This window comes from Comamonas aquatica, assembly GCF_018064205.1.
Lineage (GTDB): Bacteria > Pseudomonadota > Gammaproteobacteria > Burkholderiales > Burkholderiaceae_C > Comamonas > Comamonas aquatica.
Genome location: NZ_CP072916.1, coordinates 1218545 through 1244164, shown reverse-complemented (window position 1 = coordinate 1244164; position 25620 = coordinate 1218545). Strand labels below are relative to the sequence as shown.

The following is a 25620-nucleotide window of genomic DNA, read 5'->3' as shown; positions in this document are numbered from 1 at the left end:
GCGCCACGGTGGCAGGCACGGCGCCAGCACCAAGGGCCGGACGCGCCCTCAGTTCAGCGCCAGATCGTCGTCCACAGCCACCTGCAGGTGCAGGATGGTGAAGTACAGGGCCACATCGCCCTGCTGGTCGATGAACGTGCCCACCGCGCGCTGCAGGCGACCGGCAATGCACAGGCATTCGGTCGCCTCCGGGCGGCCGCCCTGGATGCGCGGGGTCGTCAACAGTGCCAGATGGTGGTCACGCCCGAATTCATGCACCACCTCCAACGCCTGGCCGTGCACAGGGGGAATGGCCTCGTTGGCCCAGCTCCAGACAAAGCTGCCTTCGCGCTCGCTGGTCGTCCCCACCAGGCAGACGGTGGCCACCACCTCGTGCAATGGCCCTTCAAACACCAGCAGCGCACGCTCCAGATCCCAGCGGTAGGCCGGGTGGCCCTGCAGGCCAAACTGACGTGGCCATTCCGCATTGCGGGCCACCATGGTCTCGACCGCCTCGCGGCTCCAGGCCGCCCAATCGGTCGCTTCGTGTGCGTCACTCATTCCAGATTCCATCTTTTTGCAATAGGCATGATTGTCAGGCAGGCGGGGCGCCCTTCTCGCTATCCTGGGCTTGGGCGTGCCACCGCCGCCGCAGGGTGGCGGTGCGCAGCCCCACCCTCTTCCCAGAACCACGGAGACCTTGACCATGCCAGCGGTACGCTACCCTTTCCCGGACCTGAACAGCCTGCCCACGGACATCCGCGAGCGCATCCTGCAGGTGCAGGACAAAGCCGGCTTCATTCCGAATGTCTTCCTGGCCCTGGCCCGCCGGCCGGCCGAATGGCGTGCCTTTTTTGCCTACCACGATGCGCTGATGCTCAAGGAGGAAGGCAGCCTGACCAAGGGCGAGCGCGAGATGATCGTCACCACCACCAGCGCCGCCAACCAGTGCCTGTACTGCGTGGTGGCCCACGGTGCCATCCTGCGCATTTACGAAAAGCAGCCACAGCTGGCCGACCAAGTGGCCGTGAACTACCGCAAGGCCGACATCACACCGCGCCAACGCGCCATGCTGGACTTCGCCATGAAGGTCTGCCAGCGCAGCCACGAAGTCGAGGATGCGGACTTTGCCCTGCTGCACGCCCACGGCCTGGACGACGAAGACATCTGGGACATTGCCGCCATCACGGCCTTCTTCGGGATGTCCAACCGCATGGCCAGCTTCAGCAACATGCTGCCCAACCCGGAGTTCTTCACCATGGGCCGCCAGCCCAGGACCGCAGGCTGAGCCAGACCCGCCACCACGGCCCCTGCGGGGGTGTCCACAGCGCCACGCTGGGTTACATAAAATTTATAGCACCTAGCGCTTACTGGAAAAGCGCTAGAGGCATTTTTCAATCCAAACACGCTGTCCCAGAGCGACTGACCACTGTGCGCCCCACCGGCAGGCCCGAATCCCGGGGCAGCGCAGCATCCAGCCCAGCACTCACAGCCCCCCAACTGAGCCGGCCCCGGGCCGATCCATCGCAATCGCGCAAGGCCGTGCGCGCCGTCAGCGTTCCAGCCCGTACTTGCGGATCTTGTCGTGCAGCGTGGTCTTGGCCGTGGCCAGGGCCTCGGCCGTGCGCGCCAGACTGCCCTCGTGGCGGCGCAGGGCTTCGGCGATCAGGGCGCGCTCGAAGGCCTCGACCGTGGCCGCCAGCGGCCGGGGCGTGGCCGTGGCCGCTTCGCCAAAGGGCGGGGAACCGGCCTCGATGCCCAGCACCGTGCGCTCCGCCACGTTGCGCAGCTCGCGCACATTGCCCGGCCAGGGGTAGCTCAGCAGTTGCTGCACGCGCCCTGGCGTCAGCTCGGGCACGGGGCGCTCATGGCGCGCCGCGCCCTGCAGCGCAAAGTGCTCGAACAGGCGCGGAATGTCCTCGCGCCGCTCGCGCAGCGGCGGCAGGGTCACCGTGGCCACGTTCAGGCGGTAGTACAGGTCGGCGCGGAAACGCCCTTCCCGGCTCAGCTCCAGCAGGTCGGTCTTGGTCGCGGCGATCACGCGGCAATCGATGGGGATCAGCGTGTTGGAGCCCAGGCGCTCCAGCACCCGCTCCTGCAGCACGCGCAGCAGCTTGATCTGCATGGCCATGGGCATGCTCTCGATCTCGTCGAGGAACAGCGTGCCGCCGCTGGCGTGCTCGATCTTGCCAATGCGCTTCTTGCTGGAGCCCGTGTAGGCCCCGGCTTCGCTGCCGAACATCTCGCTGTCGAACAAGGTGTCGGGCAGAGCGCCGCAGTTGATGGCGACGAAGTTGCCGCCGCGCCGCGCACTGGCCTCGTGCAGGCAGCGTGCCACCAGCTCCTTGCCCGTGCCGGTCTCGCCCTGGATCAGCACGTCGGCGGCGCTGCTGGCCAGGCCCAGCAGCATCTGGCGCAACTGCTGCATGGCTGCGGAGCGGCCGATGAGGCGGCTCTCCAGGCTGTCGCGTTCGTCCAGGCGCTGGCGCAGCGCCCGCACTTCCAGCACTAGGCGGCGCTGCTCCAGCGCACGCCGCACGGCCCCCACCAGGTGCTCGGGGGCAAACGGTTTCTGTATGAAGTCGTGCGCACCATCCTTCATGGCCTGCACGGCCATGGACACGTCGCCATGGCCGGTGATCAGCACCACGGGCAATTCCCGGTCCATGGCCATCAGCTCGCGCAGGAACGCCATGCCGTCCATGCGGGGCAGGCGGATGTCGCTGACCACGATGCCCGCGAAATCGCGCGACAGGCGCCGGCGCGCCTGCTCGGCACTGCCCACGCTTTCGGTGGCGATGCCTTCGAGCTGCAGCGCCTGCTCGCAGCCCAGCACGATGTCGGGGTCGTCTTCGATGATCAGAACTTTGAGGGCGTCGGTCATGGGGTGTGCGGAGGGGAAGGCGCCAGCGGCAGGCGCAGGGTGAAGGCGGCACCACCATCCGGGTGGTTGGTGCCGGTCAGCGTGCCGCCGCATTCGCGCACGATGCCGGCCGACAGCGCCAGCCCCAGGCCCAAGCCCACCCCTGCTTCCTTGGTGGTGAAAAAGGGCTGGAACAGGTGCTGCTGCGCGGCCTCGCTGAGGCCGGGGCCATGGTCGCGCACGGTCACCAGGGCCGCGCCATCAACCTCGGCGCAGGCCAGCTCCAGCTGCGGTGCGGACTGGCCGCGCATCGCGTCCAGGGAATTGTTGATGAGGTTGACCAGCACCTGTTCGATGCGGTTGCCATCACACCAGGCCACGGGGTCGGCCCCATCGGTCTGGCGCAGGATTTCGGCCCCGGTCTCGGCCACGCGGGTCTCAAGCACCGACAGGGCATTGTCCAGCGCGCGCGACAGCGGCACCGCTTGCGGAGCGCCGCTGGACTTGCGCGCGAAATTGCGCAGCTGGCCCGTGATGCGGCCCATACGGTCGGCCAGTTGCGCCATACGCTGCAGGTTGACACGCGTGGTGTCCAGGTCACCGCGTTCCAGGAAACGCTGGCTGTTGCCCGACAGGGTGCGCAAGGCCGTCAGCGGCTGGTTGAGTTCGTGGGCGATGCCGGTAGACAGCTGGCCAATCACGGCCAGTTTGCCGGCCTGCACCAGCTCGTCCTGGGCGGCCCGCAGCGTGGCTTCGGCGCGGATGCGCTCGGCCACCTCGTCTTGCAGCAGCTGGTTGGCCGAGGACAAATCGGTGGTGCGCTGCGCCACCTTGCGCTCCAGCTCGTCGTGGGCGGTCTGCAGGGCCTCGCGCGCGGCCAGACGGTCGCGCAGATGGCGGCGGCGCTCGTTGTACAGCAGGCCCAACAGGCCGACAAAAGCCGCACCGATGGCGGCGACCAGGGCCCGGCTCTGGGCAATCTGGTCCACCTGTTCCAAGTGGGACAGCACGGTCAGCGTCCAGGGCGTGCCGGACAGCGGCCGCGACTGCGCCAGGAAGCGGCCCGACACCGGGTAGACCGAGGCCGTGGTCGCACCGTCACCACGCAGCCGCACCAGACGGGCACCCTGGTCCAGCTCGCGCACGGACTGCAGGCCCAAGGGCTGCAAGGGACGGCGGTTGTACTGCAGGCTGGCATCAAAGGATTCGCGCATGGCGGCATCCAGCGGCAGCAGCGCGCGGAACTTCCAGTCGCTGACCGAGCTGAGAATGACCACCCCATGCTCGTCGCTGACCAACACCGGTGCCTCCACCGTGGACCAGGACTGCTCCAGCTGGTCCAGGCTGACCTTGACCACGGCCACGCCCACCGTGTGGCGGCTGTTGCCCAGGGCCGTGGCCAGGTAGTAGCCGGGTTCGCCGCGGGTGGTGCCGATGCCGAAGAAGCGCCCGCTGCCGGTGTCCAGGGCATCGCGGAAATACGGGCGGAAGGCGAGGTTCTCGCCGAAATAGCTGTCTGCTCGCCGCCAGTTGCTGGCGGCCACGACGCGCCCCTGGGTCGTGATGACATAGATGCTCAACGTGCCGGCGCGGTCATTGAGCTGCTCCAGGTAGGCGTTGACCTTGCCGGCCAGTCCCGGCGTGTCCGGGGCCTGCAGCAGGTCCAGCACATCGCCCTCCAGTTCCAGCACCCCGGGCAGGAAGGCGTATTTACCGATCTCGCGCTGCAGGCTGGCGCCGTACAGCTCCAGGCGGTGCATGCCGGTGGCGCGCAGCTCGGCGATGCCCACGCGCTGGGCCAACTGGAGCGCCAGCCAGCCGCTCAGCCCCGTCAAGGCAAGCCAAAGCAGGAACAGAAGGAGCTGGCGCAGCGGGCGGCGGACTGGCATGGTGAGTGCGGCAATGGTAGCAGCGCCCGCCGCTGCGCCAGGGGCGCCGCCCGGAGTGGCCACGTGGTCGTTCAGGCGGCCTGGGGCGCGCCGTCCTCACCCGGTGCGGGCAGGACCTCTTCGCGCTCGGCCAGGGCCGGATCCACGGGGTCGATGGCGTTTTCCCACTTGGCGACCACCGCCGTGGCAATCGCGTTGCCCAGCACATTGGTCAGGGTGCGGCCCATGTCCAGGAAGTGGTCGATACCCAGGATCAGCAAGATGCCAGCTTCAGGCAGCCCGAACATGGGCAGCACGGCGGCCACCACCACCAGCGAGGCCCGTGGCACGCCGGCAATTCCCTTGCTGGAGACCATGAGCACCAGCAGCATGGTGATCTGCACCGTCAGCGACATCTCGATGCCGTAGGCCTGGGCGATGAAGATCGCCAGGAAGGTGGTGTAGACCATGGAGCCATCGAGATTGAACGAGTAGCCCAGGGGCAGCACAAAGCCCGTGACGCGCGGCTTGACGCCGAACTTCTCCAGCTGTTCCATCAGCTTGGGATAGGTCGACTCGCTGCTGGCCGTGGAAAAGCCCACCAGCAGCGGGCCGCGGATCAGCTTGAGCAGGCGGAAGATGTCCTTGCCCAGCACCACATATCCGGCAACCACCAGCAGCAGCCACAGCGTGGCCAGGGCCAGGTAGAAGCTCAGCATGAACTTGCCGAACACCGACAGCATGCCCAGACCCTGGACGGTGATGGTGGCGGCCACGGCGCCGAACACGCCCACGGGGGCGAACCGCATCACGTAGTCGGTGACCTTGAGCATCACGTGGACCACCTCCTCCATGGTGCTGACCAGCGAACGCGCGGTCTGGCTGTGCAGATGGCCCAGGGCCACGCCGAAGAACAGCGCAAACACCAGGATCTGCAGCACCTCGTTGGTGGCCATGGCCTCGAAGATGTTCTTCGGGAAGACGTGGGTGATGAAGTCCTTGAGGTTCAGCGCCGAGGTCTTGAGCTGCAGGCCAGCGGCCGAATCGGGCAGCGGCACATTCAGGGCATGGCCAGGCTGCAGCAGGTTGGAGAACACCAGACCGATGAACAGCGAGCAGAACGAGGCCGCAATGAACCAGCCCAGAGCACGGCTGCCGATGCGGCCCACGGCCTTGGCATCGCCCATGCCCGCCAGGCCTGCGACCAGGGTGGCAAACACCAGGGGCGCAATGATCATCTTGATCATGCGCAGGAAGATGTCGGTCAGGATGCTGAAGTAGCTGGCGATCTCCTTGGCCGCTTCGGGGCTGAGGGCGTAGCGGTGGCAGGCATAGCCCACCAGCACACCCAGCACCATGGCCATCAGAACCAGGGTGGTCAAACGATTGAATTTCATGCGGTTTTCCGTTGATTGTTGGTCGGGCGTGCAAGTCAGCCCCAGGGGCGGCAGTGCTTGGCCCTGCCCTTGCCCCACGCCTGCAGCACCAGGACCTCAAGCCACTGGGTGCCAGGCATGGTTTGTCTCCCGTGCATACACAGCCACCGTTGTGGCCTGCGCTTGCATTCGCAGGGACCGTGCCAGCTCTAAAATCAACGCCAAGTGATTGATTTTCTTATGAGAAGCAAACATTTCCGCATAAAATCGCACGGAATTCCGAACAACCCACAGGGCCACACATTCGGAATTCCGAACATCGCCTTCTGCGACGGCCACTGTCACCCAGGCGTCACATCTGCGGTCCGGAAGGCCGGTTTCGGTCGTTTGCCAACGCTGTGCCCCGGCGCAGAACGTTGGATCCACACCAAGCACCGCATAGAATCGGCCGCAGTTTTGGTCCGTGCGCCTTGACACGCAGACGGCAAGAAAAAATTTTCACCATCCAAGAGAGACCCCCGATGACAAACGAAGAAATCTTGGCCCAGTACGGCCCGCGCGAGGCCATGGAATACGATGTCGTGATCGTGGGCGGAGGCCCTGGCGGTCTGGCCACGGCGATCCGCCTCAAGCAACTGGCGGCCGAGAAGGGCCAGGATGTCTCGGTGGTGGTGCTGGAAAAGGGCTCTGAACCCGGTGCCCACACCCTGTCGGGCGCCATCATGGACCCGATCGCCCTGAGCGAACTGATCCCTGATTGGAAGGCCAAGGGCGCGCCCTTGAACCAGCCCGTCACCGAGGACGCCATGGTGTTCCTGAGCGAGAAAAGCTCGCTGCGCACCCCCAACTTCCTGCTGCCCAAGTGCTTCCACAACGAAGGCAACTACATCGTCCGCCTGGGCTTTGTGACCAAGTGGCTGGCCGACCAGGCCGAAGCCCTGGGCGTGGAAATCTTCCCCGGCTTTGCAGCGGCCGAAGTGCTGTTCAACGACGATGGCTCCATCAAGGGGGTGGCCACCGGCAACATGGGCGTGGGCAAGGACGGCGAGCCCACGGGCGACTTCCAGCTGGGCATGGAACTGCACGGCAAGTACACCATCTTTGCCGAAGGCGCTCGCGGCCACCTGGGCAAGCAACTGATCGCCAAGTTCCAGCTGGATGCCGACAAGGACCCGCAAACCTACGGCATCGGCATCAAGGAACTGTGGGAAATCGACCCTGCCCGCCACAAGCCCGGCATGGTGCTGCACACCGGCGGCTGGCCCATGGACAGCAAGACCTATGGCGGCGGCTTCCTGTACCACCTCGAGGACAACCTGGTCACGCTGGGTTATGTGGTCGGCCTGGACTACGCCAACCCCTACCTGTCTCCGTTCGAGGAGATGCAGCGCTGGAAGACCCACCCCAACATCCGCTACTACCTGGAAGGCGACGAGGCCCACGGCATCAAGCCGGCCAAGCGCATCTCCTACGGTGCCCGCGCCATCACGGCCGGCGGCATCCTGAGTCTGCCCAAGTTCGTGTTCCCCGGCGGTGCGCTGGTGGGCTGCGATGCCGGTTTCCTGAACGTGTCGCGCATCAAGGGCAGCCACGCCGCCATCAAGACCGGCATGCTGGCGGCCGAAGCCGCCTACGAAGCCATCGTTGCCGGCCGCCAGGGCGATGTGCTCTCGGCCTACGAAACCGCGTTTGAAAGCAGCTGGCTATACGACGAATTGTGGAAGGCCCGCAACTTCAAGGCCTGGTTCAAGAAGGGCCTGTCCACCGCCACCGTCATGAACGGGGTCGAGCAGTTCCTGCTCAAGGGCAACATCCCCTGGACGCTGCACCGTGACAAGCCGGACCACGCCTACCTCAAGCCGGCGGCAGAGTGCCAGCCCATCGAATACCCCAAGCCCGATGGCAAGCTGACCTTTGACCGCCTGTCCAGCGTGTTCATCAGCAACACCAACCACGGCGAGGACCAGCCCGCCCACCTGACGCTCAAGGACGCTTCGGTGCCCGTGAGCATCAACCTGGCCAAGTACGCAGGACCGGAAAGCCGCTACTGCCCCGCTGGGGTCTACGAGTTCGTGGACAACGAGGCCGATGGCGGCAAGCGCCTGCAGATCAATGCGCAGAACTGCGTGCACTGCAAGACCTGCGACATCAAGGACCCCACGCAGAACATCGTCTGGGTAACGCCCGAAGGCGGTGGTGGCCCGAACTACTCCGGCATGTAAGCCCTGGCCGCATGCATCGTGCAAAAAAGACTCGCTTGGCGAGTCTTTTTTCATTGCAGAACGCACTAGCCTCATGCAAAACGCACCATATCGATACATTGCGCAACAAAATTGCGCAATGTAGGAAAACTGTCACACAGCCTGCGCGACAGCCCAGGAGCCAACATCCGCTGCTATAGACTTGATCGGCTGCAAAGCAGCCACAGCTGGCCCGTTCTTTGCATGTGCATGTCGCAGGCCGCATCGGCTTCATAACAATGGTGGAGAAAAAGCAATGAACTTCAAGTCTTGGGCACCACTGGGTGCCATCGCATTGGCAATCGCTTCGATGACCAGCGCCCATGCGGCGGACAAATCCGTGGCCGTGACGGCCATCGTCGAGCACCCTGCCCTGGACGCCGTGCGTGATGGCGTGCAGGCGGCACTGAAGGACGCCGGTTTCGAAGCCGGCAAGAACCTGAAGTGGCAGTACCAAAGCGCCCAAGGCAACACCGGCACAGCCGCCCAGATCGCCCGCAAGTTCGTGGGTGACAAGCCCGACGCCATCGTGGCCATCGCCACGCCCTCGGCCCAGGCTGTGGTGGCCTCCACCAAGACCGTGCCCGTGGTGTTCTCCGCCGTGACCGACCCCGTGGCCGCCAAGCTGGTGGCTTCGTGGGAACCCTCCAAGACCAATGTGACCGGCGTGTCTGACCTGCTGGCCCTGGACAAGCAGATGGACCTGGTCAAGCAGGTCGTGCCCGGCGCCAAGCGCATCGGCATGGTCTACAACCCCGGTGAAGCCAATTCCGTGGTCGTGGTCAAGGAACTGCAAAAGCTGCTACCCAGCCTGGGCATGACCCTGGTGGAAGCCGCAGCCCCCCGTTCCGTGGACGTGGGCAGCGCCGCCCGTTCGCTGATCGGCAAGGTCGACGTGATCTACACCAACACCGACAACAACGTGGTGTCGGCCTACGAATCCCTGGTCAAGGTCGGCCAGGACGCCAAAATCCCGCTGGTGGCCTCGGACACCGACTCCGTCAAGCGCGGCGCCGTGGCGGCCTATGGCATCAACTACCGTGACCTGGGCGAACAGACCGGCCGCATGGTGGCGCGCATCCTCAAGGGTGAAGCCGCTGGCAGCATCAAACCCGAAGTCAGCACCAAGATGGAGTTATTCGTGAACCCCGGCGCCGCTGAAAAGCAAGGCGTCAAGCTGTCCGACGCCCTGGTCAAGAGCGCCGCGCAAGTCGTGCAGTAAGCTTGCACCCTTCCCAAAGGCAGGTGCCAACGCCTTGGCCCTGCCTTTTTTCGTTGAACCCCAGCTACCGACCGTTTTCCTTCCATGTCCCTGTTTTCGCTGTTCGGTGCCATTGAAATTGGCCTGATCTTCGCCCTCGTCGCGCTGGGTGTGTACATCTCCTTTCGACTGCTGCGTTTCCCGGACCTGACCGTGGACGGCAGCTTTCCCCTGGGTGGCGCGGTCTGCGCCGTGCTGATTGCCGCAGGCACCAATCCCTGGATCGCCACCCTGGCCGCCACGGCGGCCGGCGCCGTGGCCGGCATGGTCACGGGCTGGCTCAACGTCAAGCTCAAGATCATGGACCTGCTGGCCTCGATCCTGATGATGATCGCGCTGTATTCCGTGAACCTGCGCATCATGGGCGGCCCCAACGTGCCGCTGATCAACGACCCCACCATCTTCAATCTGCTGCAACCCACCGGCATGGAAGACTACGTGTTCCGCCCCCTGCTGCTGCTGGTGATCGTGGTCGCGGCCAAGCTGGCCCTGGACTGGTTCTTTGCCACCGAGCGAGGCCTGGCCATCCGTGCCACCGGCTCCAACCCACGCATGGCCCGTGCCCAGGGCGTGAACACCGGCGCCATGATCCTGCTGGGCATGGCCGTCTCCAACGGCCTGGTCGGCCTGGCCGGCGCCATGTTCGTGCAGACCCAGGGCGGCTCCGACATCTCCATGGGCATCGGCACCATCGTCATCGGTCTGGCCGCCGTGATCGTGGGCGAGTCCATCCTGCCCTCGCGCAAGATCATCTGGGCCACGCTGGCCGTGGTGGTCGGCGCCATCGTCTACCGTTTCTTCATCGCCGCCGCACTCAACAGCGACTTCATCGGCCTCAAGGCGCAGGACCTGAACCTGGTCACCGCAGTGCTGGTGACCATCGCCCTGGTGATCCCCCAGCTCAAGCGCAAGCTGAGCCGCAAGTATTGATGCGCCCACTGTGAAGAAAGTCGAACCCCTATGTTGAGCGCCAAAAACCTCGAACTCACCTTCAACCCCGGCACCCCCATCGAAACCCGCGCACTGCGCGGCCTGTCGCTGGAGATCCCCGACGGCCAGTTTGTCACCGTCATCGGCTCCAACGGCGCCGGCAAGTCCACATTCCTGAACACCATCTCCGGCGACCAGAGCGTGGACAAGGGCAGCATCCACATCTCGGGCGAGGACATGACCCGTCGCCCGGTCTGGGACCGTGCCCACCGCGTGGCCCGCGTGTTCCAGGACCCCATGGCCGGCACCTGCGAAGACCTGACCATCGAAGAGAACATGGCCCTCGCGCACCGCCGGGGCGGCTCGCGCGGTCTGTCGCTGGCCGTCAAGGCCGAACACCGCGAGCTGTACCGCGAACGCCTGGCCACCCTGGGCCTGGGCCTGGAAAACCGCCTCAGCGACAGCATCGGCCTGCTGTCCGGCGGTCAGCGCCAGGCCGTCAGCCTGCTGATGGCGGCGCTGCAGCCCTCGCGCATCCTGCTGCTGGACGAGCACACCGCCGCGCTGGACCCGCGCACCGCCGACTTCGTGCTGCAGCTGACCGCACGCATCGTGGCCGAAAGCAAGCTGACCACCATGATGGTCACGCACAGCATGCGCCAGGCCCTGGACGTGGGCGAGCGCACGGTGATGCTGCACCAGGGCCAGGTGGTGCTGGACGTGCGCGGCGAAGAGCGCGCCCAGATGGACGTGCCCGACCTGCTGCAGATGTTCGAGAAGGTGCGTGGCGAAAAGCTGGCCGATGACGCCCTGCTGCTGGGCTGATCCACATCCCCGCAAAAAACATAGCTGCCCGCGCTTGTCCAGCAAGCGCCGGCGGCTTTTTGCATGCAAATAGCACAACCGTGCCCCATCCGGGCGCTGTGACGCGCGGGCACCACCCCCAACTCAGCGGCGCTGCGCCGCCCGGCGGGCACGCCACTTGTCCAGCTCGGCGCCCAGGAACACAACGCCCCCCGCCAGAGCGACCTTGGCCCACTGCGCCGCATCCAGCGCCGCCGAGCCAAAGATGGACTGCAGCACCGGCAGGTGCACGAAGCCCAGCTGCAGCAGCAGGCAGGCCAGCAGCGTCCACACCAGCACCCAGTTGCCATTCAGGGCCTCCCGGCTGAAGGCCGGGGCCAGCACCAAGCGGCTGCTGAGCAGGTAGCCCATCTCCGCCAGCACGATGGTGCTGACGGCCATGGTGCGCGCCACGGCCAATTCGGTGCCCTGCGCCAGCTCCCACAGGAACAGGCCCAGCGCGGCCGCCATCATCAGCACCGAGACCAGCAGCACGCGCCAGATGAACAGGCCCGAAATCAAGGCCTCCTGCGGCGGACGCGGGGGCCGCTGCATGATGCCCGGCTCGGCCGGCTCGAAGGCCAGCGCCAGCCCCAGGGTGCAGGACGTGGCCATGTTGATCCACAGCACCTGGGCCGGCGTCATCGGCAGCGTCAGCTGAAACAGGATGGCGGCGATCACCACCAGCGCCTCGCCGCCGTTCGTGGGCAGCATGAACAGGATGAACTTGCGGATGTTGTCGTACACCGCGCGCCCTTCGTGCACGGCCGCGGCGATGGTGGCGAAGTTGTCGTCGGCCAGCACCACGTCGCCCGCCTCCTTGGCCGCTTCCGTGCCCTTGCCGCCCATGGCCACGCCCACATCGGCGCATTTCAGGGCCGGGGCGTCGTTCACGCCGTCGCCAGTCATGGCCACCACCTGGCCGTGCCGCTGCAGGGCCTGCACCAGGCGCAGCTTGTGCTCCGGGCTGGCGCGCGCGAACACGTCCACCTCCAGCGCCATGCGCTGCAGCTCGGCATCGTCCATCAGCTCCAGCTCGGCCCCGGTGACGGCGGGCTTGCCCGTCCCGATGGCCAGCTGCGCACCGATGGCGCGCGCGGTCTCGCCATGGTCGCCGGTGATCATCTTCACGCGGATGCCGGCCGCATGGCACTGGGCCACGGCCCGCACCGCCTCGTCGCGCGGCGGGTCGGCAATGCCGACCAGGGCCAGCAGGGTGTAGCCCTGGGCCACATCGGCAAAGGTCAGCCCCTGCCCGGCGGGGGCCGCCCGCTTGCAAGCCAGGCCCAGCAGGCGCAGGCCGCGCGCAGCCATGTCGGTGGCCATGCGCCGCCAGGTGTCGACATCCACGGGCCGCTCGCCCTGCGGCCCCCATTCCCGGTCGCAGATGTCCAGCATCTTCTCGGGCGCGCCCTTGGCAAAGATCCAGGGCGTGCCGGCGTCATCACGGTGGCCCGTGGCCATGAAGCGGTGCTGCGACTCGAAGGGGATGGAGTCGCTGCGCGGCCAAGCGGCCGCCGCCACCTCCTGCAGCAGTCCCGCCTTGTGGCCGGCCACCAGCAGCGCCCCTTCGGTCGGGTCGCCCACCACATGCCACTGGCCCTGGTCATCGAGCGCCATGCGCGCGTCGTTGCACAGCACGCCCGCCCGCAAGGCCAGCGCCAGGGCTTCGTGGCGGTCGGGGTCGATCACCTGTGCGCCCACCTGGAAGCGCCCCTCGGGCAGGTAGCCGGCACCGCTGACGGCCACGTCCAGCCCGGCGCAGACCACGCGCTGCACCGTCATCTCGTTGCGGGTCAGCGTGCCGGTCTTGTCCGAGCAGATCACCGTGACCGACCCCAGGGTCTCCACCGCCGGCAGGCGGCGCACGATGGCCTGGCGCCGCGCCATGCGCTGCACGCCCAGGGCCAGGGTGATGGTCATGATGGCCGGCAGCCCCTCGGGGATGGCCGAGGCCACCAACGCCACCACCAGCATGAACATGTCGGCCGCCGGGTGCCCGCGCAGCCAGACCCCCAGGACAAAGGTGAGCGCCGCCAGCCCCAGGATGACCCCAGCCAGCCGGTGGCCGAAATGGTCGATCTGGCGCAGCAAGGGCGTGCTGGTGCTGGCCACATCGGCCAGCAGGCGGTCGATGCGGCCGATCTCGGTGTCGCGTGCCGTGGCCACCACCAGACCGGTGGCCTGGCCATAGGCGACCAGGGTGCCGGCATAGGCCATGCCACGGCGGTCCCCCAGGGGGGCCTCGGCGGCCACGCCCTCTATGTGCTTGTCCACCGGCACGGACTCGCCGGTGAGCGCGGATTCATCGCAGCGCAGCTCCTTGACCTGCAGCAGCCGCAGGTCGGCCGGCACGCGGTCGCCCGAGGCCAGCAGCACCACATCGCCGGGCACCAGGTCTGCCGCGTCGATCTCCTGGCGCTGGCCATCGCGCAGCACCACGGCGTGCGGCGACAGCATGGCGCGGATGGCATCCAGCGCCGATTCGGCCTTGCCCTCCTGCACAAAGCCGATGGCGGCATTGACCAGCACCGCCGCCAGCAGCACACCGGTGTCCACCCAGTGGCCGAGGAAGGCCGTGACCACCGCCGCGGCCAGCATCACGTACAGCAGCACGTTGTGGAACTGCAGCAGCAGGCGCAGCCAAGCACTGCGCCGGGGGGCCGCCTGCAAGCGGTTGGGTCCGTGCTGGGCCAGGCGCTGCGCGGCCTGCGCGGCAGTCAGTCCCTGGGGGCGGCTGTCCAGCGCGGCCAAGGCCTGCTCGGCCGGTTGCGCGTGCCAAGGCGGTGCGGGTGGGGGGCAGTCTGGGCGTGGGGTCATGCGGCATCAGCTCCTTGCCCCAACTATGCGGGCAGTGCCGATGTCGCCACCGGCAGCACCATGACCGCCTGCTCGGATATGGCTTGACGGATCGCGCCAATTCCCGTTGCGCCCCCCCGGCGGTCGCCGCTTAGCCCGCGGTCGGTGCGCCCCACTGCGCGGCAGGCACGCAGGTGCCGCCCCACATCTCGGCCAGGCGGTGGCAGCGGCCCAGGGCCACTGCACCGTCTTCAAAGTCGATGATGTAGCAGTCGTCGACCCCCCCGGGGCGCTGCGGTAGCGGGTCGAACCGGCCGTCGGTCAGCAGCCACACCGCCGCCCGCGTGCCAGCCGGGGCGCGGCGCACGGCGTCCTGCACGGCATCGATGGCCGACTGGATGGGCGTAGCCCCGCCACCGCGCAACGGAGCAATCCAGTGCTCATTGAACAGCCCGGCCTTGCCGGGCTTTTGCAGCCACTGCGCCTGCTCACCCGCAAAACCGAGGACGGCCATCGCGTCGCGGCGGCGGTAGAACAGCGTGGACAAGGCCAGCACGCAGCCCTTGGCCCAGGCCAGCTTCTGCCCGCGCAGCATGGACGCGGACTGGTCCAGCAGCACCAGGTGCAAGGTCTTGCGCCCCTGCGGCTGGCGGCGAAAGTGCAGATGCTGCGGCAGCAGCGCACCGGTGCCCTTGGCCGCCAGCGTGGCGGCCCAGTTCAGCTGACGGCTGGCCGGCCCCAGGCTGCGGCCCTTGCGTGCCGTGTTGCTGTCGCGCCCTGCCACGGCCTGTCCGGCCTGGCCCGTGGGGGCAGAGCGCGTCAGGCTTTTTTTGGCTGAAAAGGCCTCAGTGCTTTCACCGCCTGCAGGGGCACGGCCTGCGAGGCGGGCATGGCGCCCCAATCGCCAGCCGGGTTCTGGTCCGCAGGGCCGGCGTCCGGTGCGGGCGCCGGGGCCGTGGGCGGTGGATTCGCGGCCGCCTGCGCAGACGGGGCTTCCGGCTGCGGCGGCGGTGGCTCGGCGGGTGGGCTGGACGGCGCCGGGGGCTGCCCCTGGGTGCGGCGGTGGGCCAGCGCCAGTTCGGCCACGGCCTGCACATCGGCCGGCGTCACCTGCGCCCGGGCCTCCAGCGCGGCATGGGCGCGCGCGGCACGCAGCATCACCAGATCGGCCCGCACGCCTTCCACGCCGGCGTCCTGGCAGCGCTGGGCCACCTCGTCGTGCACGGCCTCGGGCCACTCCACGGTGGCCAGCCGGTCGCGGGCCTGCGCCACACGCAGCGCCAGGGCCGTCTGTGCGGCGGCATGGCGGCTGGCAAAGGCCTGCGGATCGGCATCGAAAGCCATGCGGGTGCGCACGATCGCCTTGCGCACCTGGGCGTTGGGCACGTTCTCCAGCCGCACGAACAGGCCAAAACGGTCCAGCAGCTGCGGGCGCAGTTGCCCCTCCTCGGGGTTCATGGTGCCGATCAGGGTGATGCGCGCTTCGTGCTGGTGCGACACGCCGTCGCGCTCCACGCGGTTGATGCCGCTGGCGCTCACGTCCAGCAGCAGGTCGACCAGGCCATCGGCCAGCAGATTGACCTCGTCCACATACAGGATCCCGCCATGGGCGCGCGCCAGCAGGCCGGGGCGGAACTGCACGGCGCTGCGCTGCAGGGCCGCCTCCAGGTCCAGTGAACCGACCAGTTGCTCCTCGGTGGCGCCCAGCGGCAGGTTCACAAAGCGGCCCGCCGGCAGCAGCGCGGCCAGCGCCCGGGCGCTGGTGGACTTGGCCGTGCCCCGTGGCCCCTCGACCAGCACGCCGCCCAGCAAGGGGTCCACGGCCGCCAGCAGCAGGGCCTGTTGCAGCAGGGGCTGGCCCTCGATGGCCGTGAAGGGGAAACCCACGGGCGTGGTGGCAGGCGGGGTAGCTGTCGACATCATCGGCTCTCCAAAAGTTGCTCGGTGGCCAGCAAGTGCTGCTCCAGCAGTTGCTGGTGCTCACCGGGTTGTTGCCACAGGCCGCGGCCGATGGCCTCCAGCAGGCGCTCGCACATGCCGTGGAAGGCCGCCGGATTGTGTTGCTGCAGGAAATCGCGCGTGGCGGCATCGGCCACGAAGGCGTCGGTCACGCGGGCGTACTGGTCGTCGCGCACCACGCGCGCCGTGGCGTCGAAGGCGAACAGATAGTCCACCGTGGCCGCGACCTCGAACGCGCCCTTGTAGCCGTGGCGCTTGATGCCCTCGATCCACTTGGGATTGGTCACGCGGGCGCGCACCACGCGGCTGATTTCCTCTTGCAGCGTGCGCATGCGCGGCGATTGCGGGTTGCTGTGATCGCCAAAGTACAGGTCCGGCTGCTGGCCGCTGTAATGGCGCACGGCGGCCGCCATGCCCCCCTGGAACTGGTAGTAATCGTCCGAGTCCAGCAGGTCGTGCTCGCGGTTGTCCTGGTTGTGCACCACCAGCTGGATCTCGCTGAGGCGGCGCACAAAGGTCTCGGGCACCGCCGTGCCGTCGTCCTGCTGACCATAGGCATAGGCCCCCCAGTTGCGGTAGGCCGTGGCCAGGTCCTCGTCGCTGTCCCAGTTGCGGCCATCGATCAGCCCCTGCAGGCCGGCGCCATAGCTGCCGGGCTTGGCGCCGAACACGCGCAGCCCGGCCTGGTGGCGGGCCGCCTCGTGGCTCAGGCCCTGGGCCTGCAGCTCGGCCGCTTCCTGCAGCACGCGCGCGCGGATGGGGTTGGTGAAGGCATCCTCGTCGTCCAGGCTGGCGACCTTCTGCACGGCGGCATCGAACAGGCGGATCACGTTCGTGAACGCGTCGCGGAAGAAGCCGGACACCCGCAAGGTCACATCCACCCTGGGGCGGCCCAGGATGGACATGGGCAGCACCTCGAAGTCGCTCACGCGCCAGCTGCCGTCGTCCCACTTGGGGCGCACGCCCAGCAAGGCGAAGGCCTGGGCGATGTCGTCGCCGCCGGTGCGCATGGTGGACGTGCCCCAGACCGACAGGCCCAGTGAGCGGGGGTAGTCGCCATGCTCCTGGGTGTAGCGCTCGACCAGCAGCTGGGCCGACTTGAGGCCCAGGGTCCAGCTGGTGGGCGTGGGCACGGCCCGGGTGTCGATGGAAAAGAAGTTGCGCCCGGTGGGCAGCACGTCGGGGCGACCGCGCGTTGGCGCACCGCTGGGCCCGGCGGGCACGAAGCGCCCCTGCAGGCCACGGCTGAGCTGCAGGATTTCCTGCGGCCCGCAGTCCTGCAGGCGTGGCCGCAGGTCGTGCTGCACGCGTTGCAGCACCTGGCGTGCATGCACGAAATTGGCCTCCAGCGCAATACTGTCAAGCGCATCATGCTCCAAAATTTGCAGTGCCAACAGCTCCAGCCGCTCGCGCGTATCGCCGGTGTGGCGCCAGGGCTGGGGGTCGACCTGCCGCAGCAGCTCGGGGAACGGGCCGCTCCAGGGCTGCTCCCAGGCGGCGTCCAGCGGGTCGAAGTCGCAGCCCGGCAGCAGGTCCTGCGCCAGCGCCCGGATCAGGCTGTTGTTGGCGCCCTGGCCGTGGCCCACGGGGTGGCGTGCCAGGGCCAGCAAGGTGTCGCGCTCCAGCCGGCCGGTGGGCGACTGGCCAAAGATGTGCAGGCCGTCGCGGATCTGGCTTTCCTTGAGTTCGCACAGGTAGGCATCGGTCTTGTTCAGCAGCTCCTGCTCCTCGGCCTCGGAGCGCGGCGCCGCCATGCCCAGGTCCTGGTGCAGGTCGTGCGCGACGATGTGCGCCAGGATCTGCTGGCGCAGCAGCGTGGCCCGCTGGCGGTCCAGCGTGATGGCTTCGTAGTACTCGTCCACCATGCGCTCCAGGTCGCGCGTCGGGCCGTAGCTTTCGGCGCGCGTCAGCGGCGGCATCAGGTGGTCCACGATCACCGCCTGGGCGCGGCGCTTGGCCTGGGTGCCCTCGCCCGGATCGTTGACGATGAAGGGGTACAGGTGCGGCATGGGGCCAAACGCCAGGTCCGGCCAGCAGGTCTGGGACAGGGCCACGCTTTTGCCGGGCAGCCATTCCAGGTTGCCGTGCTTGCCCACGTGCACCATGGCATCGGCCTGCCAGGCGGTGCGCAGCCAGTGGTAGAAGGCCAGGTAGTAATGCGGTGGCACCAGGTCCGGGTCGTGGTAGCTGGCCATGGGGTCCAGGTGGTAGCCGCGCGCCGGCTGGATGCCCACAAACACCTGGCCCAGGCGCAGCCCGGCCACCATGAAGCGCCCCTGGCGCAGCATGGGATCGGCTTCGGGCGCACCCCAGCGCTGCAGCACGGCCTGCTGGTTGACCTCAGGCAGGCTGGCAAAGAAAGCCTGGTAGCTGGCCAAGTCCAGGCTTTGCTGGGCCGCGCGCAGCGGCCAGGACGCGGGATCGTTGGTGATGCCTTGCTGCAACAGCGCCATCAGGGCATCGCCATCGGCGGGGATGTCCTGCAGTGCATAGCCTTGCTGCTGCAGGGCCTGCAGGATGTGGATGACCGAGGCCGGCGTGTCCAGCCCCACGCCATTGCCCAGGCGGCCTTCCTGCGTGGGGTAGTTGGCCAGGATCAGCGCCAGGCGCTTGTCGGCATTGGGCCGGTGGCGCAGGCGGCACCAGCGCCGGGCCAGCTCTACCACGAAGGCCAGGCGCTCCGGATGGGCCTGGTACTGCACCACGTCGGACTGGGTCAGCGCGCTGCGGTGCGACAGCCCCTTGAAGCTGATGGCACGCGTGATGATGCGACCATCCACCTCGGGCATGGCCACGTGCATGGCGATGTCGCGCGGCTGCAGGCCGTGGGCGTCGTCCAGCCAGCTTTGCTGGTTGCTGCCCGACATGATGACCTGCAGCACCGGGATATCGCCCGCCAGCGCATGGTCGCCCGGGGTTTCCAGCGAGGACTGGGCGAACGAGGTGGTGTTCAGGATCAGCGACACCTGGTGGGCCGCGCACAGCTGGTGCAGCAGGGCCAGGCTGGTGGCGTCCTTGAGCGACAGCACGGCCAGCGGCAAGGGGTTCATGCCCTGGGCCCACAGTTGCTGGCACAGGGTGTGGAACAGCTGGGTGTTGCCCGACTGCAGGTGTGCACGGTAGAACAGCACCACCACCACCGGCTGGCCGGCCTGCCACTGCAGCGGCCCGGGGTGCTGCCAGTCCTCGACCGTGGCCACATCGTGCGCCGGGTGGTAGACGGCAGTGGCCGGCAGCGGCCGGGCGGGCAGCGCCGCCTGGGCGCCGCCCAGGAAGCTGTGCCACAGGTAGCGGAACATCTCGCGCGCGTTGGCCGCCCCACCCTCGCGCAGGTAGCGCCAGATGCTGCGGCACTGCTCGATGGAGGCCGTGCTCTTTTGCAGCAAGTTCATGTCTTCCGTGGTGCAGCCGGAGAACATCACCAGCGTGATGCGGTGCTGGCGGCAGACCTCGCGCACGCGTTCCGTGCCATACGGCCAGTAGCTTTCGCCGCCCAGGTGGTCGATCACGATCACGCGGGCATGCTGCAGCACCTCGTCCACGTACAGGTCCACCGAGGCGGGCTGACGCAGGTGCATCAGGTTGGCCAGGCGCACCGTCGGCAGGGGCTCGCCCTCCAGCCCCGGGGCTGTGGCCTGTGCCTGCAACTGTTCATAGGCATCGGCCAGCAGCGCCAGCGTGGTGTCGGCCGCACTCAGCACCACCACATCGGCCGGCGACTGGCCCAGGCTGGACACAAAGGCTTCGTCGTCGACAAAGCCACCGGGCTGGACAGCGAGCAGGTGCATCAGCAGGCTCCGGCAGTCAGGCCGTCCAGCGCAGCGCGGATCGCGCCTTCCTCCAGGTCGTGGCCGATGAACACCAGGTGGGTCTGGCGGGCCTCGTCCTCGCGCCAGCGGCGGTCGAAGTAGCTGTCAAAGCGCTTGCCCACGCCGTGCACCACCAGGCGCATGGGCTTGTCCGGCAGGGCCACAAAGCCCTTGATGCGGTAGACCGTGTGCTCGGCCACGATGGCGGCCAGCTGGGCCAGCAAGGCCTCGCGCTCCACCTCGGGCAGTTGCACCACCACCGAGTCGAACACGTCATGGTCGTGCTCGTCGTGGTGGTGGTCGTCCTCACCGTGCTCGTGGTGGCCCACGCGTTCATGGATGCTGTCTTCCGAGGCGCTGGACAGGCCCAGCACCACGTCCAGGTCGATCTGGCCATGGCTGGCGGCCACGATCTTCACCTGAGCCGGCACTTCCTCGCGCACGATGGCTTCGACCTGCGCGCGCTCGGCGGCGCTGGCCTGGTCCAGCTTGGTCAGCACCACCAGGTCGGCGGAGATCAGCTGGTCCTCGAACAGCTCGTGCAGCGGCGATTCGTGGTCCAGGTTGGGGTCCTGCTTGCGCTGGGCATCGACGGCCGCGGGGTTGGCAGCAAACTGCCCGGCCGCCGTGGCGGGCACATCGACCACGGTGATGACCGCGTCGACCGTGCAGGCGTTCTTGATTTCGGGCCAGTTGAAGGCCTGCACCAGGGGCTTGGGCAGGGCCAGGCCGCTGGTCTCGATGAGGATGTGGTCGATCTCGTCGCGGCGCTCGATCAGCTTGCGCATCACCGGGTAGAACTCTTCCTGCACGGTGCAGCACATGCAGCCATTGGCCAACTCGTACAGCTGGCCGCTCTGCGCGCCGGCCTCGTCCTCGCAGCCGATGCCACAGCCACGCAGGATGTCGCCATCGATGCCCAGCTCGCCGAACTCGTTGACGATCACCGCAATGCGGCGGCCATTGGCGTTCGCCAGGATGTGGCGCAGCAGTGTGGTCTTGCCGCTGCCCAGAAAGCCGGTGACGATGGTGGCGGGAATTTTTTGGTGGGTGTTCATGGTCGAAAGACTCCTGTGATCCGTGAAAAATGGGTCGTCGGCTTCAGCGCACGCCGGCCCCCGAGGGTTCTGTCCCAGGCCCGCAGCGCCAGGGCAGCACATAGCCCTGGCTTTCATGCTCGCCATGCATGGCCTGGACCTGGTAGACACGCTGCAGGTGTGCCGGGGTCAGCACATGGCGCGGCGCACCGCAGGCCACGGCCCGCCCGCCTTGCAGCAGCAGGACGCGGTCGCAAAAGCGGCTGGCCAGGGTGAGATCGTGCAACACCACGACCACGGCATGGCCGGCATTGCACTGGGCGCGCAACAGCTCCATCACACTGAGCTGGTGGTAGGGGTCCAGCGCCGCCACGGGCTCATCGGCCAGCAGCAGCGGCGCCTGCACGGCCATGGCACGGGCCAGGCGCGCGCGGGCGCGTTCGCCGCCCGACAGCGCGTGCAGGTGGCGTTCGGCCATGTCCGTCAAATGCATAGCACTCAGCGCAGCATCCACGGCATTCTGATCGGTTTTGGATGCCGATGCCAGGCGCCAGCGGCCTTGGTGCGGCAAGCGCCCCAGCGCCACGAAGTCACGCACCTGCAAGGGCCAGGCCACCTGGTCGCCCTGGGCCAGGTAGGCCAGGCGCCTGGCGCGCTGGTGGGGGGCCAGGCGGGCCAGGTCCTCGCCATCCAGCAGCACCCGCCCCTGGTGCGGCAGCAACTGGGCCAGAGCCCGCAGCACCGTGCTCTTGCCCGCACCGTTGGGGCCGATCAGGGCCAACAGCTCACCCGACTGGACCTGGAACGACAGGTCCTGCACGCAGGCCTGACCCCGCCATGCCACCTGCAGCGACTCGACCGACAGCGTACGCATCAGCGATGCCTCCAGCGCTCGCGCACCACCAGGTAAAAGAAGAAGGGCGCGCCGATCAGGGCCGTGACCACGCCCAGCATCAGCTCCACCCGCCCGCTGAGCAGGCGCAACGCAATGTCTGCCCCCAGCAGCAGCACGGCCCCGCCCAGCGCACTGGGCAGCAGCAGGCGCGAAGGCCGGTAGCCCACAAGGCTGCGGAACAGGTGCGGCACCACCAGCCCGATGAAGCCGATGGACCCCGTCACCGCCACGCTGGCACCCACGCACAGCGCCGTGCCGGCAATCACCTGCGCGCGCAGCCGCGGCAGGTTCACGCCCATGCTGGCGGCCTCGTCCTCGCCCAGCGTCAGCGCATCCAGTTGCCGGCCGCTGCCGGCCAGGATCAGCAGCCCCAGCGCAATGAACGGCAGGCACAGCCGCACCTCGTCGAAGCTGCGGTCGGCCAGCGAGCCCATCAGCCACAGCACGATGTCCTGCATGTCGGTGGGCGTGGGGGCCAGGTTGATGGCCAACGACGTCAGCGCCGCCATCAGCGAGGACATGGCCACGCCCGCCAGAATCAGGGTCAGATTGCTAGCGCCCCGGCTGGCGATGCGGTAGAGCACCAGGGTGGCGGCGGCCGCGCTGGCCATGGCCACCGTGGGCAACAGCCAGGCATTCCAGTGCCACAGCCCGAAATAGATGCACAGCACGGCACCCAGGCCGGCGCTGGAGCTGACGCCCAGCAGGCCGGGCTCTGCCAGCGGATTGCGCAGCAGGCCTTGCAGGGCCGCGCCCGCGACACCCAGCGACATGCCCACCAGCACCGCCAGCACCACGCGCGGCAGGCGGATTTCCTGCACGATGGCCTGGTGGCGCACGGCCAGATCGCTGGCGCCTGCAGGCTGCCAGGCAGCCGCCCACCAGTCCGCCACCCCGATGGACACCGAACCGATGCCCAGGGAGATGCCGGCCAGCACCAGCAGCAGGGCCAGCAGCCCGGTGTTCAGCAGCCAGACACGGGGCATGCCGGTGCGCGGGGTCCAGCGCATCATGGCGCCCCCTCGCGCAGCGCCACCCGGGCGGCAGGCCGCGGCAAGGCGTCGATCTGGGCGGCCACCGACTCGGCCGCCTCGATCAGTTGCCAGTTGCTGCAGCCCCAGTCGTTGTGCTGCAGCACCACCACGGGGATGTGCTGCAGCAGCTTTTGCATCTGCGGATGGCGGCTCAGCCCGGAGCGGGCGTAGGCCGCGTCATTGACCAGCCCGGGGGTGATGAAGATGTCGGGCGGGTTCTGCACAATGCGCTCCAGGTCGATGCGCCCCCAGCCCTGCAGGCCCAGCGCGCTGGCATGGTTGCGCAGGCCGGCGGCCGTCAGCACGGCGTCCACATGCGTCTGCGCCCCCGCGCTGCCGCCATTCGGGCGTAGGTACAGGACCTTGAAAGGCCGCGGTGTGGCGCGCAACTGCGCCAGCCTCGCGGACAGGCTGTCCAGCAGCGCCTGCGCTGCGGCCTCGCGCCCCAGGGCCTGGCCCATCTTGCGCGTGCTGCTGAAGATGCCCTCCCAGTCGGTGGGAAACGGCACCGTCACGATCTGCACGCCATGGCGCTGGAGCAAGGCCGTCTGGTGCCGGGCATTCCAGCGCCGCGAGGCCAACACCACCTGGGGCTGCAGGTGCAGCACGTCCTCCGCCGTCGCTTCGTTGGCGGGAAACTGCCGGGCCTGGGCGGCCAGGGAAAAGCGCTGCGCATCCTGGCTCTGGCGCGACAGCGACAGGATCTGCTGCGGCGCCGCCAGGCTCAGCGCCAGGGTGTCGGCGCAGATGTTGGTGGACATCAGTGTGGGCAGCGCCCCCGCCCCCACGGCCATGGGCAGGCCGGCGCACAGCGCCAGCAGCATAGCTCGCAGCGGTGGCCGCATCAGAAGTCCACGCCCGCCTGCGCCTTCACGCCGGCCTGGAAGGCATGCCGGGTGTCGGCGATCTCGCTGACCGTGTCCGCCAGCGCCAGCAGCGGTGCCGGCGCACTGCGGCCGGTGATGACCACCGATTGCCCGGCGGGGCGGCGCTCCAGCGCCTGCAGCAGCTCGGGCAGCGCCAGATAGCCGTACTGCAGCATGAAGGTCAGCTCGTCGAGCACCACCAGGCGCAGGCTGGGGTCGGCCAGCATGCGCTGCGCCGCCTGCCAGGCCTGGTTGGCGGCGGGCAGGTCGGCGTCCCAGTCGCTGCGCTGCCAGGAACAGCCCGTGGCCATGGCGTGGTAGTCCACCTGGGCCCTCGCCCCCTGCCCCAGCAGCCCCTGCTGCTGCAAAAAGGTGACTTCGCCCGAGGCGTGGGTGCCCGTGATGAACTGCACCACGCCGGCGCGCAGGCCATGGCCCAGGGCCCGGTACAGCATGCCGAAAGCCGAGGTGGTCTTGCCCTTGCCATGGCCGGTCAGCAGCACGACGATGCCGCGCTCGACCTGGGCGCGCGCCATGGCAGCCTGCACCTGGGCTTTCTTGTCCTGCATGCGTTCGGCATGCTGTTGTTTGAACGTGAGGTCCATGCTCTCCCCGAGCCATTTCCATGGAAAGGCATGCCCATACGGGAAGGTGGTGTGTGTGTGCGGCGGGCCGGCGCCCCGCCAAGGCGGGATGGAACCTGTCAGCAAACGGCCCACACCCCGTGGCATACAACTGCGTGCCAACAGGTCGGTATTCTGGCTTGCCGTCATACAGCGCACACCGCCTTCCCGGGGGGCACCCAGTGGCATCGAAGTGTGTCTGTCAGGCTTACAGCAGCGGGGGCTGCGCCGGAATGCTCTACACCAGGGGTGCGAGGTCACCGGACTTCCCGTTTCACCCCACGCACGCGGGTGCGGCAGGGCTCCTGTTGGAGTCTGGATTATAGAAGCAGAAGCGACTGCCGGCCCTGCGGCGCAGACCGCGGGCGGCAAGCGCTACAGCGCGCATTGCATGTGGATGGTGTGCCAGGGCGCGGCCGTTTCGCGCTGCACCACCTGAAAGCCCTGCTGCTGCCAGAACTCCAGCGCGCCCGGCAGGAACGGGTGCGTGTGCAGGTACAGCAGTTGCACCCCCTGGGCGATGGCATGCTGGCGCACGTGGTCCATCAAGGCCACAGCCAGCCCCTGCCGGCGCCACACCGGGGCGACGAACAGGCGCACCACCTCCACCACGCGCAGCGCGCCGAAATCCAGTTGCGCGAAGCGTCCATCGTAGGCGCGGTAGGCAATGCTGCCCACCATGCCGTGCTGCGGATGCCGGGCCGCCCACATGCCGCCCGTGCCCGCCGCGTACACCTGCTCAAAATGCTGCAGATCCGCGGGGGTTTGCTGCGGATCCACCAGCGTGCCGAACATCTGCTGGCGGGCCATGTGCAAGAAGTCCTGCACCGCCTCCAGGCGGTGGACGGGCGCAATGGCCATGCATTCGGGAAGGGACATATCAGACTGGAAACAGGTGTCCACGCAGACGGTGCCTGCGCCAGACGCTACAAAATCAGCTACATTACCCGAACTTTGGTTCCGCAAGGACATGCGCCAGCCACCGCCAGCCGCATGAGGGAATCCAATGACCGCCACCCGCTTCAGGGGCTGGCGGCCGAATGGAACTGCCCCCGCAACTGTAGGCAACGAGCCCGCCCCATCCGCCACTGAATCCACATTCGGGAAGGCGGGGCGACGCGATGACGTGCCAGTCAGGAGACCTGCCAAAGCACCAACCATCGATTGCCGGCGGGGTGTCCGGGAAGTGAGCAATGTCCCGTGGACCTGCCTGCCAGGGCCTTTCGGGGTCCCGCGCG

At 68.0% G+C, this 25620-nt stretch carries 19 protein-coding genes and 2 riboswitches; of the genes, 5 read left to right on the top strand and 14 right to left on the bottom strand.

Going from position 1 to position 25620, the window contains the following annotated elements:
• Positions 1-48 precede the first annotated feature (48 nt).
• On the bottom strand, positions 49-540 hold the full coding sequence (locus tag KAQ61_RS05905) for a DUF6882 domain-containing protein (protein WP_045266673.1): 492 nt from the start codon (positions 538-540) through the stop codon (positions 49-51).
• Positions 541-685: 145 nt separating this feature from the next.
• Here KAQ61_RS05905 and KAQ61_RS05900 point away from each other — a divergent pair, with 145 nt between their 5' ends.
• On the top strand, positions 686-1267 hold the full coding sequence (locus KAQ61_RS05900; RefSeq protein WP_210930770.1) for a peroxidase-related enzyme: 582 nt from the start codon (positions 686-688) through the stop codon (positions 1265-1267).
• 264 nt (positions 1268-1531) lie between these two features.
• Here the strand turns inward: KAQ61_RS05900 and KAQ61_RS05895 are convergent, their stop codons facing one another.
• From KAQ61_RS05895 to KAQ61_RS05885, 3 genes are all read right to left on the bottom strand, one after another.
• Entirely contained in the window at positions 1532-2863 is a 1332-nt protein-coding gene (locus KAQ61_RS05895; RefSeq protein ID WP_210930769.1) for a sigma-54-dependent transcriptional regulator, read from the bottom strand.
• Positions 2860-4731 carry a sensor histidine kinase gene (locus tag KAQ61_RS05890; RefSeq protein ID WP_210930768.1) on the bottom strand — a complete coding sequence of 624 codons (1872 nt, stop codon included), beginning with the start codon at positions 4729-4731 and terminating at the stop codon, positions 2860-2862. Before KAQ61_RS05890 ends, KAQ61_RS05895 begins: the two co-directional genes overlap by 4 nt.
• Positions 4732-4802: 71 nt before the next feature.
• Positions 4803-6107 (bottom strand): dicarboxylate/amino acid:cation symporter, encoded by a 1305-nt coding sequence (locus KAQ61_RS05885; RefSeq protein WP_210930767.1) that lies wholly within the window; start codon positions 6105-6107, stop codon positions 4803-4805.
• A 500-nt stretch (positions 6108-6607) separates the two neighbouring features.
• Between KAQ61_RS05885 and KAQ61_RS05880 the strand changes: the two genes are divergently transcribed.
• From KAQ61_RS05880 to KAQ61_RS05865, 4 genes are all read left to right on the top strand, one after another.
• A complete protein-coding gene (locus KAQ61_RS05880) occupies positions 6608-8308 on the top strand; it encodes an electron transfer flavoprotein-ubiquinone oxidoreductase (RefSeq protein WP_042412670.1) in 1701 nt (566 codons plus the stop codon).
• A gap of 274 nt (positions 8309-8582) precedes the next feature.
• Complete coding sequence (locus KAQ61_RS05875) at positions 8583-9548, top strand: ABC transporter substrate-binding protein (protein WP_043378012.1); 966 nt, start codon at positions 8583-8585, stop codon at positions 9546-9548.
• Between the two features lie 84 nt (positions 9549-9632).
• Complete coding sequence (locus KAQ61_RS05870) at positions 9633-10517, top strand: ABC transporter permease (RefSeq protein ID WP_154162715.1); 885 nt, start codon at positions 9633-9635, stop codon at positions 10515-10517.
• 30 nt (positions 10518-10547) lie between these two features.
• Positions 10548-11342 (top strand): ABC transporter ATP-binding protein, encoded by a 795-nt coding sequence (locus KAQ61_RS05865; RefSeq protein WP_210930766.1) that lies wholly within the window; start codon positions 10548-10550, stop codon positions 11340-11342.
• 123 nt (positions 11343-11465) lie between these two features.
• Here the strand turns inward: KAQ61_RS05865 and KAQ61_RS05860 are convergent, their stop codons facing one another.
• The 10 genes from KAQ61_RS05860 to KAQ61_RS05815 form a co-directional block, all read right to left on the bottom strand.
• Positions 11466-14180: a cation-transporting P-type ATPase gene (locus tag KAQ61_RS05860; RefSeq protein ID WP_210930765.1), complete on the bottom strand. Its 2715-nt coding sequence runs from the start codon at positions 14178-14180 to the stop codon at positions 11466-11468.
• A 130-nt stretch (positions 14181-14310) separates the two neighbouring features.
• Entirely contained in the window at positions 14311-14943 is a 633-nt protein-coding gene (locus tag KAQ61_RS05855; RefSeq protein WP_210930764.1) for a vWA domain-containing protein, read from the bottom strand.
• Between the two features lie 35 nt (positions 14944-14978).
• On the bottom strand, positions 14979-16079 hold the full coding sequence (locus tag KAQ61_RS05850) for a magnesium chelatase ATPase subunit I (RefSeq protein ID WP_210930763.1): 1101 nt from the start codon (positions 16077-16079) through the stop codon (positions 14979-14981).
• Positions 16079-19906, bottom strand: a complete 3828-nt coding sequence (gene cobN / locus KAQ61_RS05845; RefSeq protein ID WP_210930762.1) for a cobaltochelatase subunit CobN — start codon at positions 19904-19906, stop codon at positions 16079-16081. The genes KAQ61_RS05850 and cobN overlap by 1 nt, the downstream gene beginning before the upstream one ends.
• Positions 19906-20985, bottom strand: coding sequence for a cobalamin biosynthesis protein CobW (gene cobW / locus KAQ61_RS05840; protein WP_210930761.1), 1080 nt, complete (start codon positions 20983-20985; stop codon positions 19906-19908). The genes cobN and cobW overlap by 1 nt, the downstream gene beginning before the upstream one ends.
• 43 nt (positions 20986-21028) lie before the next feature.
• Positions 21029-21838, bottom strand: coding sequence for an ABC transporter ATP-binding protein (locus tag KAQ61_RS05835; protein ID WP_210930760.1), 810 nt, complete (start codon positions 21836-21838; stop codon positions 21029-21031).
• Entirely contained in the window at positions 21838-22872 is a 1035-nt protein-coding gene (locus tag KAQ61_RS05830; RefSeq protein WP_210930759.1) for a FecCD family ABC transporter permease, read from the bottom strand. Before KAQ61_RS05830 ends, KAQ61_RS05835 begins: the two co-directional genes overlap by 1 nt.
• Positions 22869-23738, bottom strand: coding sequence for an ABC transporter substrate-binding protein (locus tag KAQ61_RS05825; RefSeq protein WP_210930758.1), 870 nt, complete (start codon positions 23736-23738; stop codon positions 22869-22871). Before KAQ61_RS05825 ends, KAQ61_RS05830 begins: the two co-directional genes overlap by 4 nt.
• Positions 23738-24364 carry a cob(I)yrinic acid a,c-diamide adenosyltransferase gene (cobO, locus tag KAQ61_RS05820; RefSeq protein WP_210930757.1) on the bottom strand — a complete coding sequence of 209 codons (627 nt, stop codon included), beginning with the start codon at positions 24362-24364 and terminating at the stop codon, positions 23738-23740. The genes KAQ61_RS05825 and cobO overlap by 1 nt, the downstream gene beginning before the upstream one ends.
• 126 nt (positions 24365-24490) lie before the next feature.
• Positions 24491-24706, bottom strand: a riboswitch (cobalamin riboswitch).
• A gap of 51 nt (positions 24707-24757) precedes the next feature.
• Positions 24758-25261 (bottom strand): GNAT family N-acetyltransferase, encoded by a 504-nt coding sequence (locus tag KAQ61_RS05815; RefSeq protein WP_210930756.1) that lies wholly within the window; start codon positions 25259-25261, stop codon positions 24758-24760.
• A gap of 59 nt (positions 25262-25320) precedes the next feature.
• Positions 25321-25546: riboswitch (cobalamin riboswitch) on the top strand.
• Positions 25547-25620: the final 74 nt, after the last annotated feature.

Bases quoted from the DNA above. Each gene is read 5' to 3' on its own strand.
- KAQ61_RS05880 (WP_042412670.1), top strand. From the start codon at position 6,608: ATGACAAACGAAGAAATCTTGGCCCAGTACGGCCCGCGCGAGGCCATG.
- KAQ61_RS05870 (WP_154162715.1), top strand. From the start codon at position 9,633: ATGTCCCTGTTTTCGCTGTTCGGTGCCATTGAAATTGGCCTGATCTTC.
- KAQ61_RS05875 (WP_043378012.1), top strand. From the start codon at position 8,583: ATGAACTTCAAGTCTTGGGCACCACTGGGTGCCATCGCATTGGCAATC.
- KAQ61_RS05850 (WP_210930763.1), bottom strand. From the start codon at position 16,079: ATGTCGACAGCTACCCCGCCTGCCACCACGCCCGTGGGTTTCCCCTTC.
- cobW (WP_210930761.1), bottom strand. From the start codon at position 20,985: ATGAACACCCACCAAAAAATTCCCGCCACCATCGTCACCGGCTTTCTG.
- KAQ61_RS05885 (WP_210930767.1), bottom strand. From the start codon at position 6,107: ATGAAATTCAATCGTTTGACCACCCTGGTTCTGATGGCCATGGTGCTG.
- cobN (WP_210930762.1), bottom strand. From the start codon at position 19,906: ATGCACCTGCTCGCTGTCCAGCCCGGTGGCTTTGTCGACGACGAAGCC.
- KAQ61_RS05830 (WP_210930759.1), bottom strand. From the start codon at position 22,872: ATGATGCGCTGGACCCCGCGCACCGGCATGCCCCGTGTCTGGCTGCTG.
- KAQ61_RS05890 (WP_210930768.1), bottom strand. From the start codon at position 4,731: ATGCCAGTCCGCCGCCCGCTGCGCCAGCTCCTTCTGTTCCTGCTTTGG.
- KAQ61_RS05825 (WP_210930758.1), bottom strand. From the start codon at position 23,738: ATGCGGCCACCGCTGCGAGCTATGCTGCTGGCGCTGTGCGCCGGCCTG.
- KAQ61_RS05865 (WP_210930766.1), top strand. From the start codon at position 10,548: ATGTTGAGCGCCAAAAACCTCGAACTCACCTTCAACCCCGGCACCCCC.
- KAQ61_RS05815 (WP_210930756.1), bottom strand. From the start codon at position 25,261: ATGTCCCTTCCCGAATGCATGGCCATTGCGCCCGTCCACCGCCTGGAG.
- KAQ61_RS05860 (WP_210930765.1), bottom strand. From the start codon at position 14,180: ATGACCCCACGCCCAGACTGCCCCCCACCCGCACCGCCTTGGCACGCG.
- KAQ61_RS05895 (WP_210930769.1), bottom strand. From the start codon at position 2,863: ATGACCGACGCCCTCAAAGTTCTGATCATCGAAGACGACCCCGACATC.
- KAQ61_RS05905 (WP_045266673.1), bottom strand. From the start codon at position 540: ATGAGTGACGCACACGAAGCGACCGATTGGGCGGCCTGGAGCCGCGAG.
- KAQ61_RS05900 (WP_210930770.1), top strand. From the start codon at position 686: ATGCCAGCGGTACGCTACCCTTTCCCGGACCTGAACAGCCTGCCCACG.
- cobO (WP_210930757.1), bottom strand. From the start codon at position 24,364: ATGGACCTCACGTTCAAACAACAGCATGCCGAACGCATGCAGGACAAG.
- KAQ61_RS05835 (WP_210930760.1), bottom strand. From the start codon at position 21,838: ATGCGTACGCTGTCGGTCGAGTCGCTGCAGGTGGCATGGCGGGGTCAG.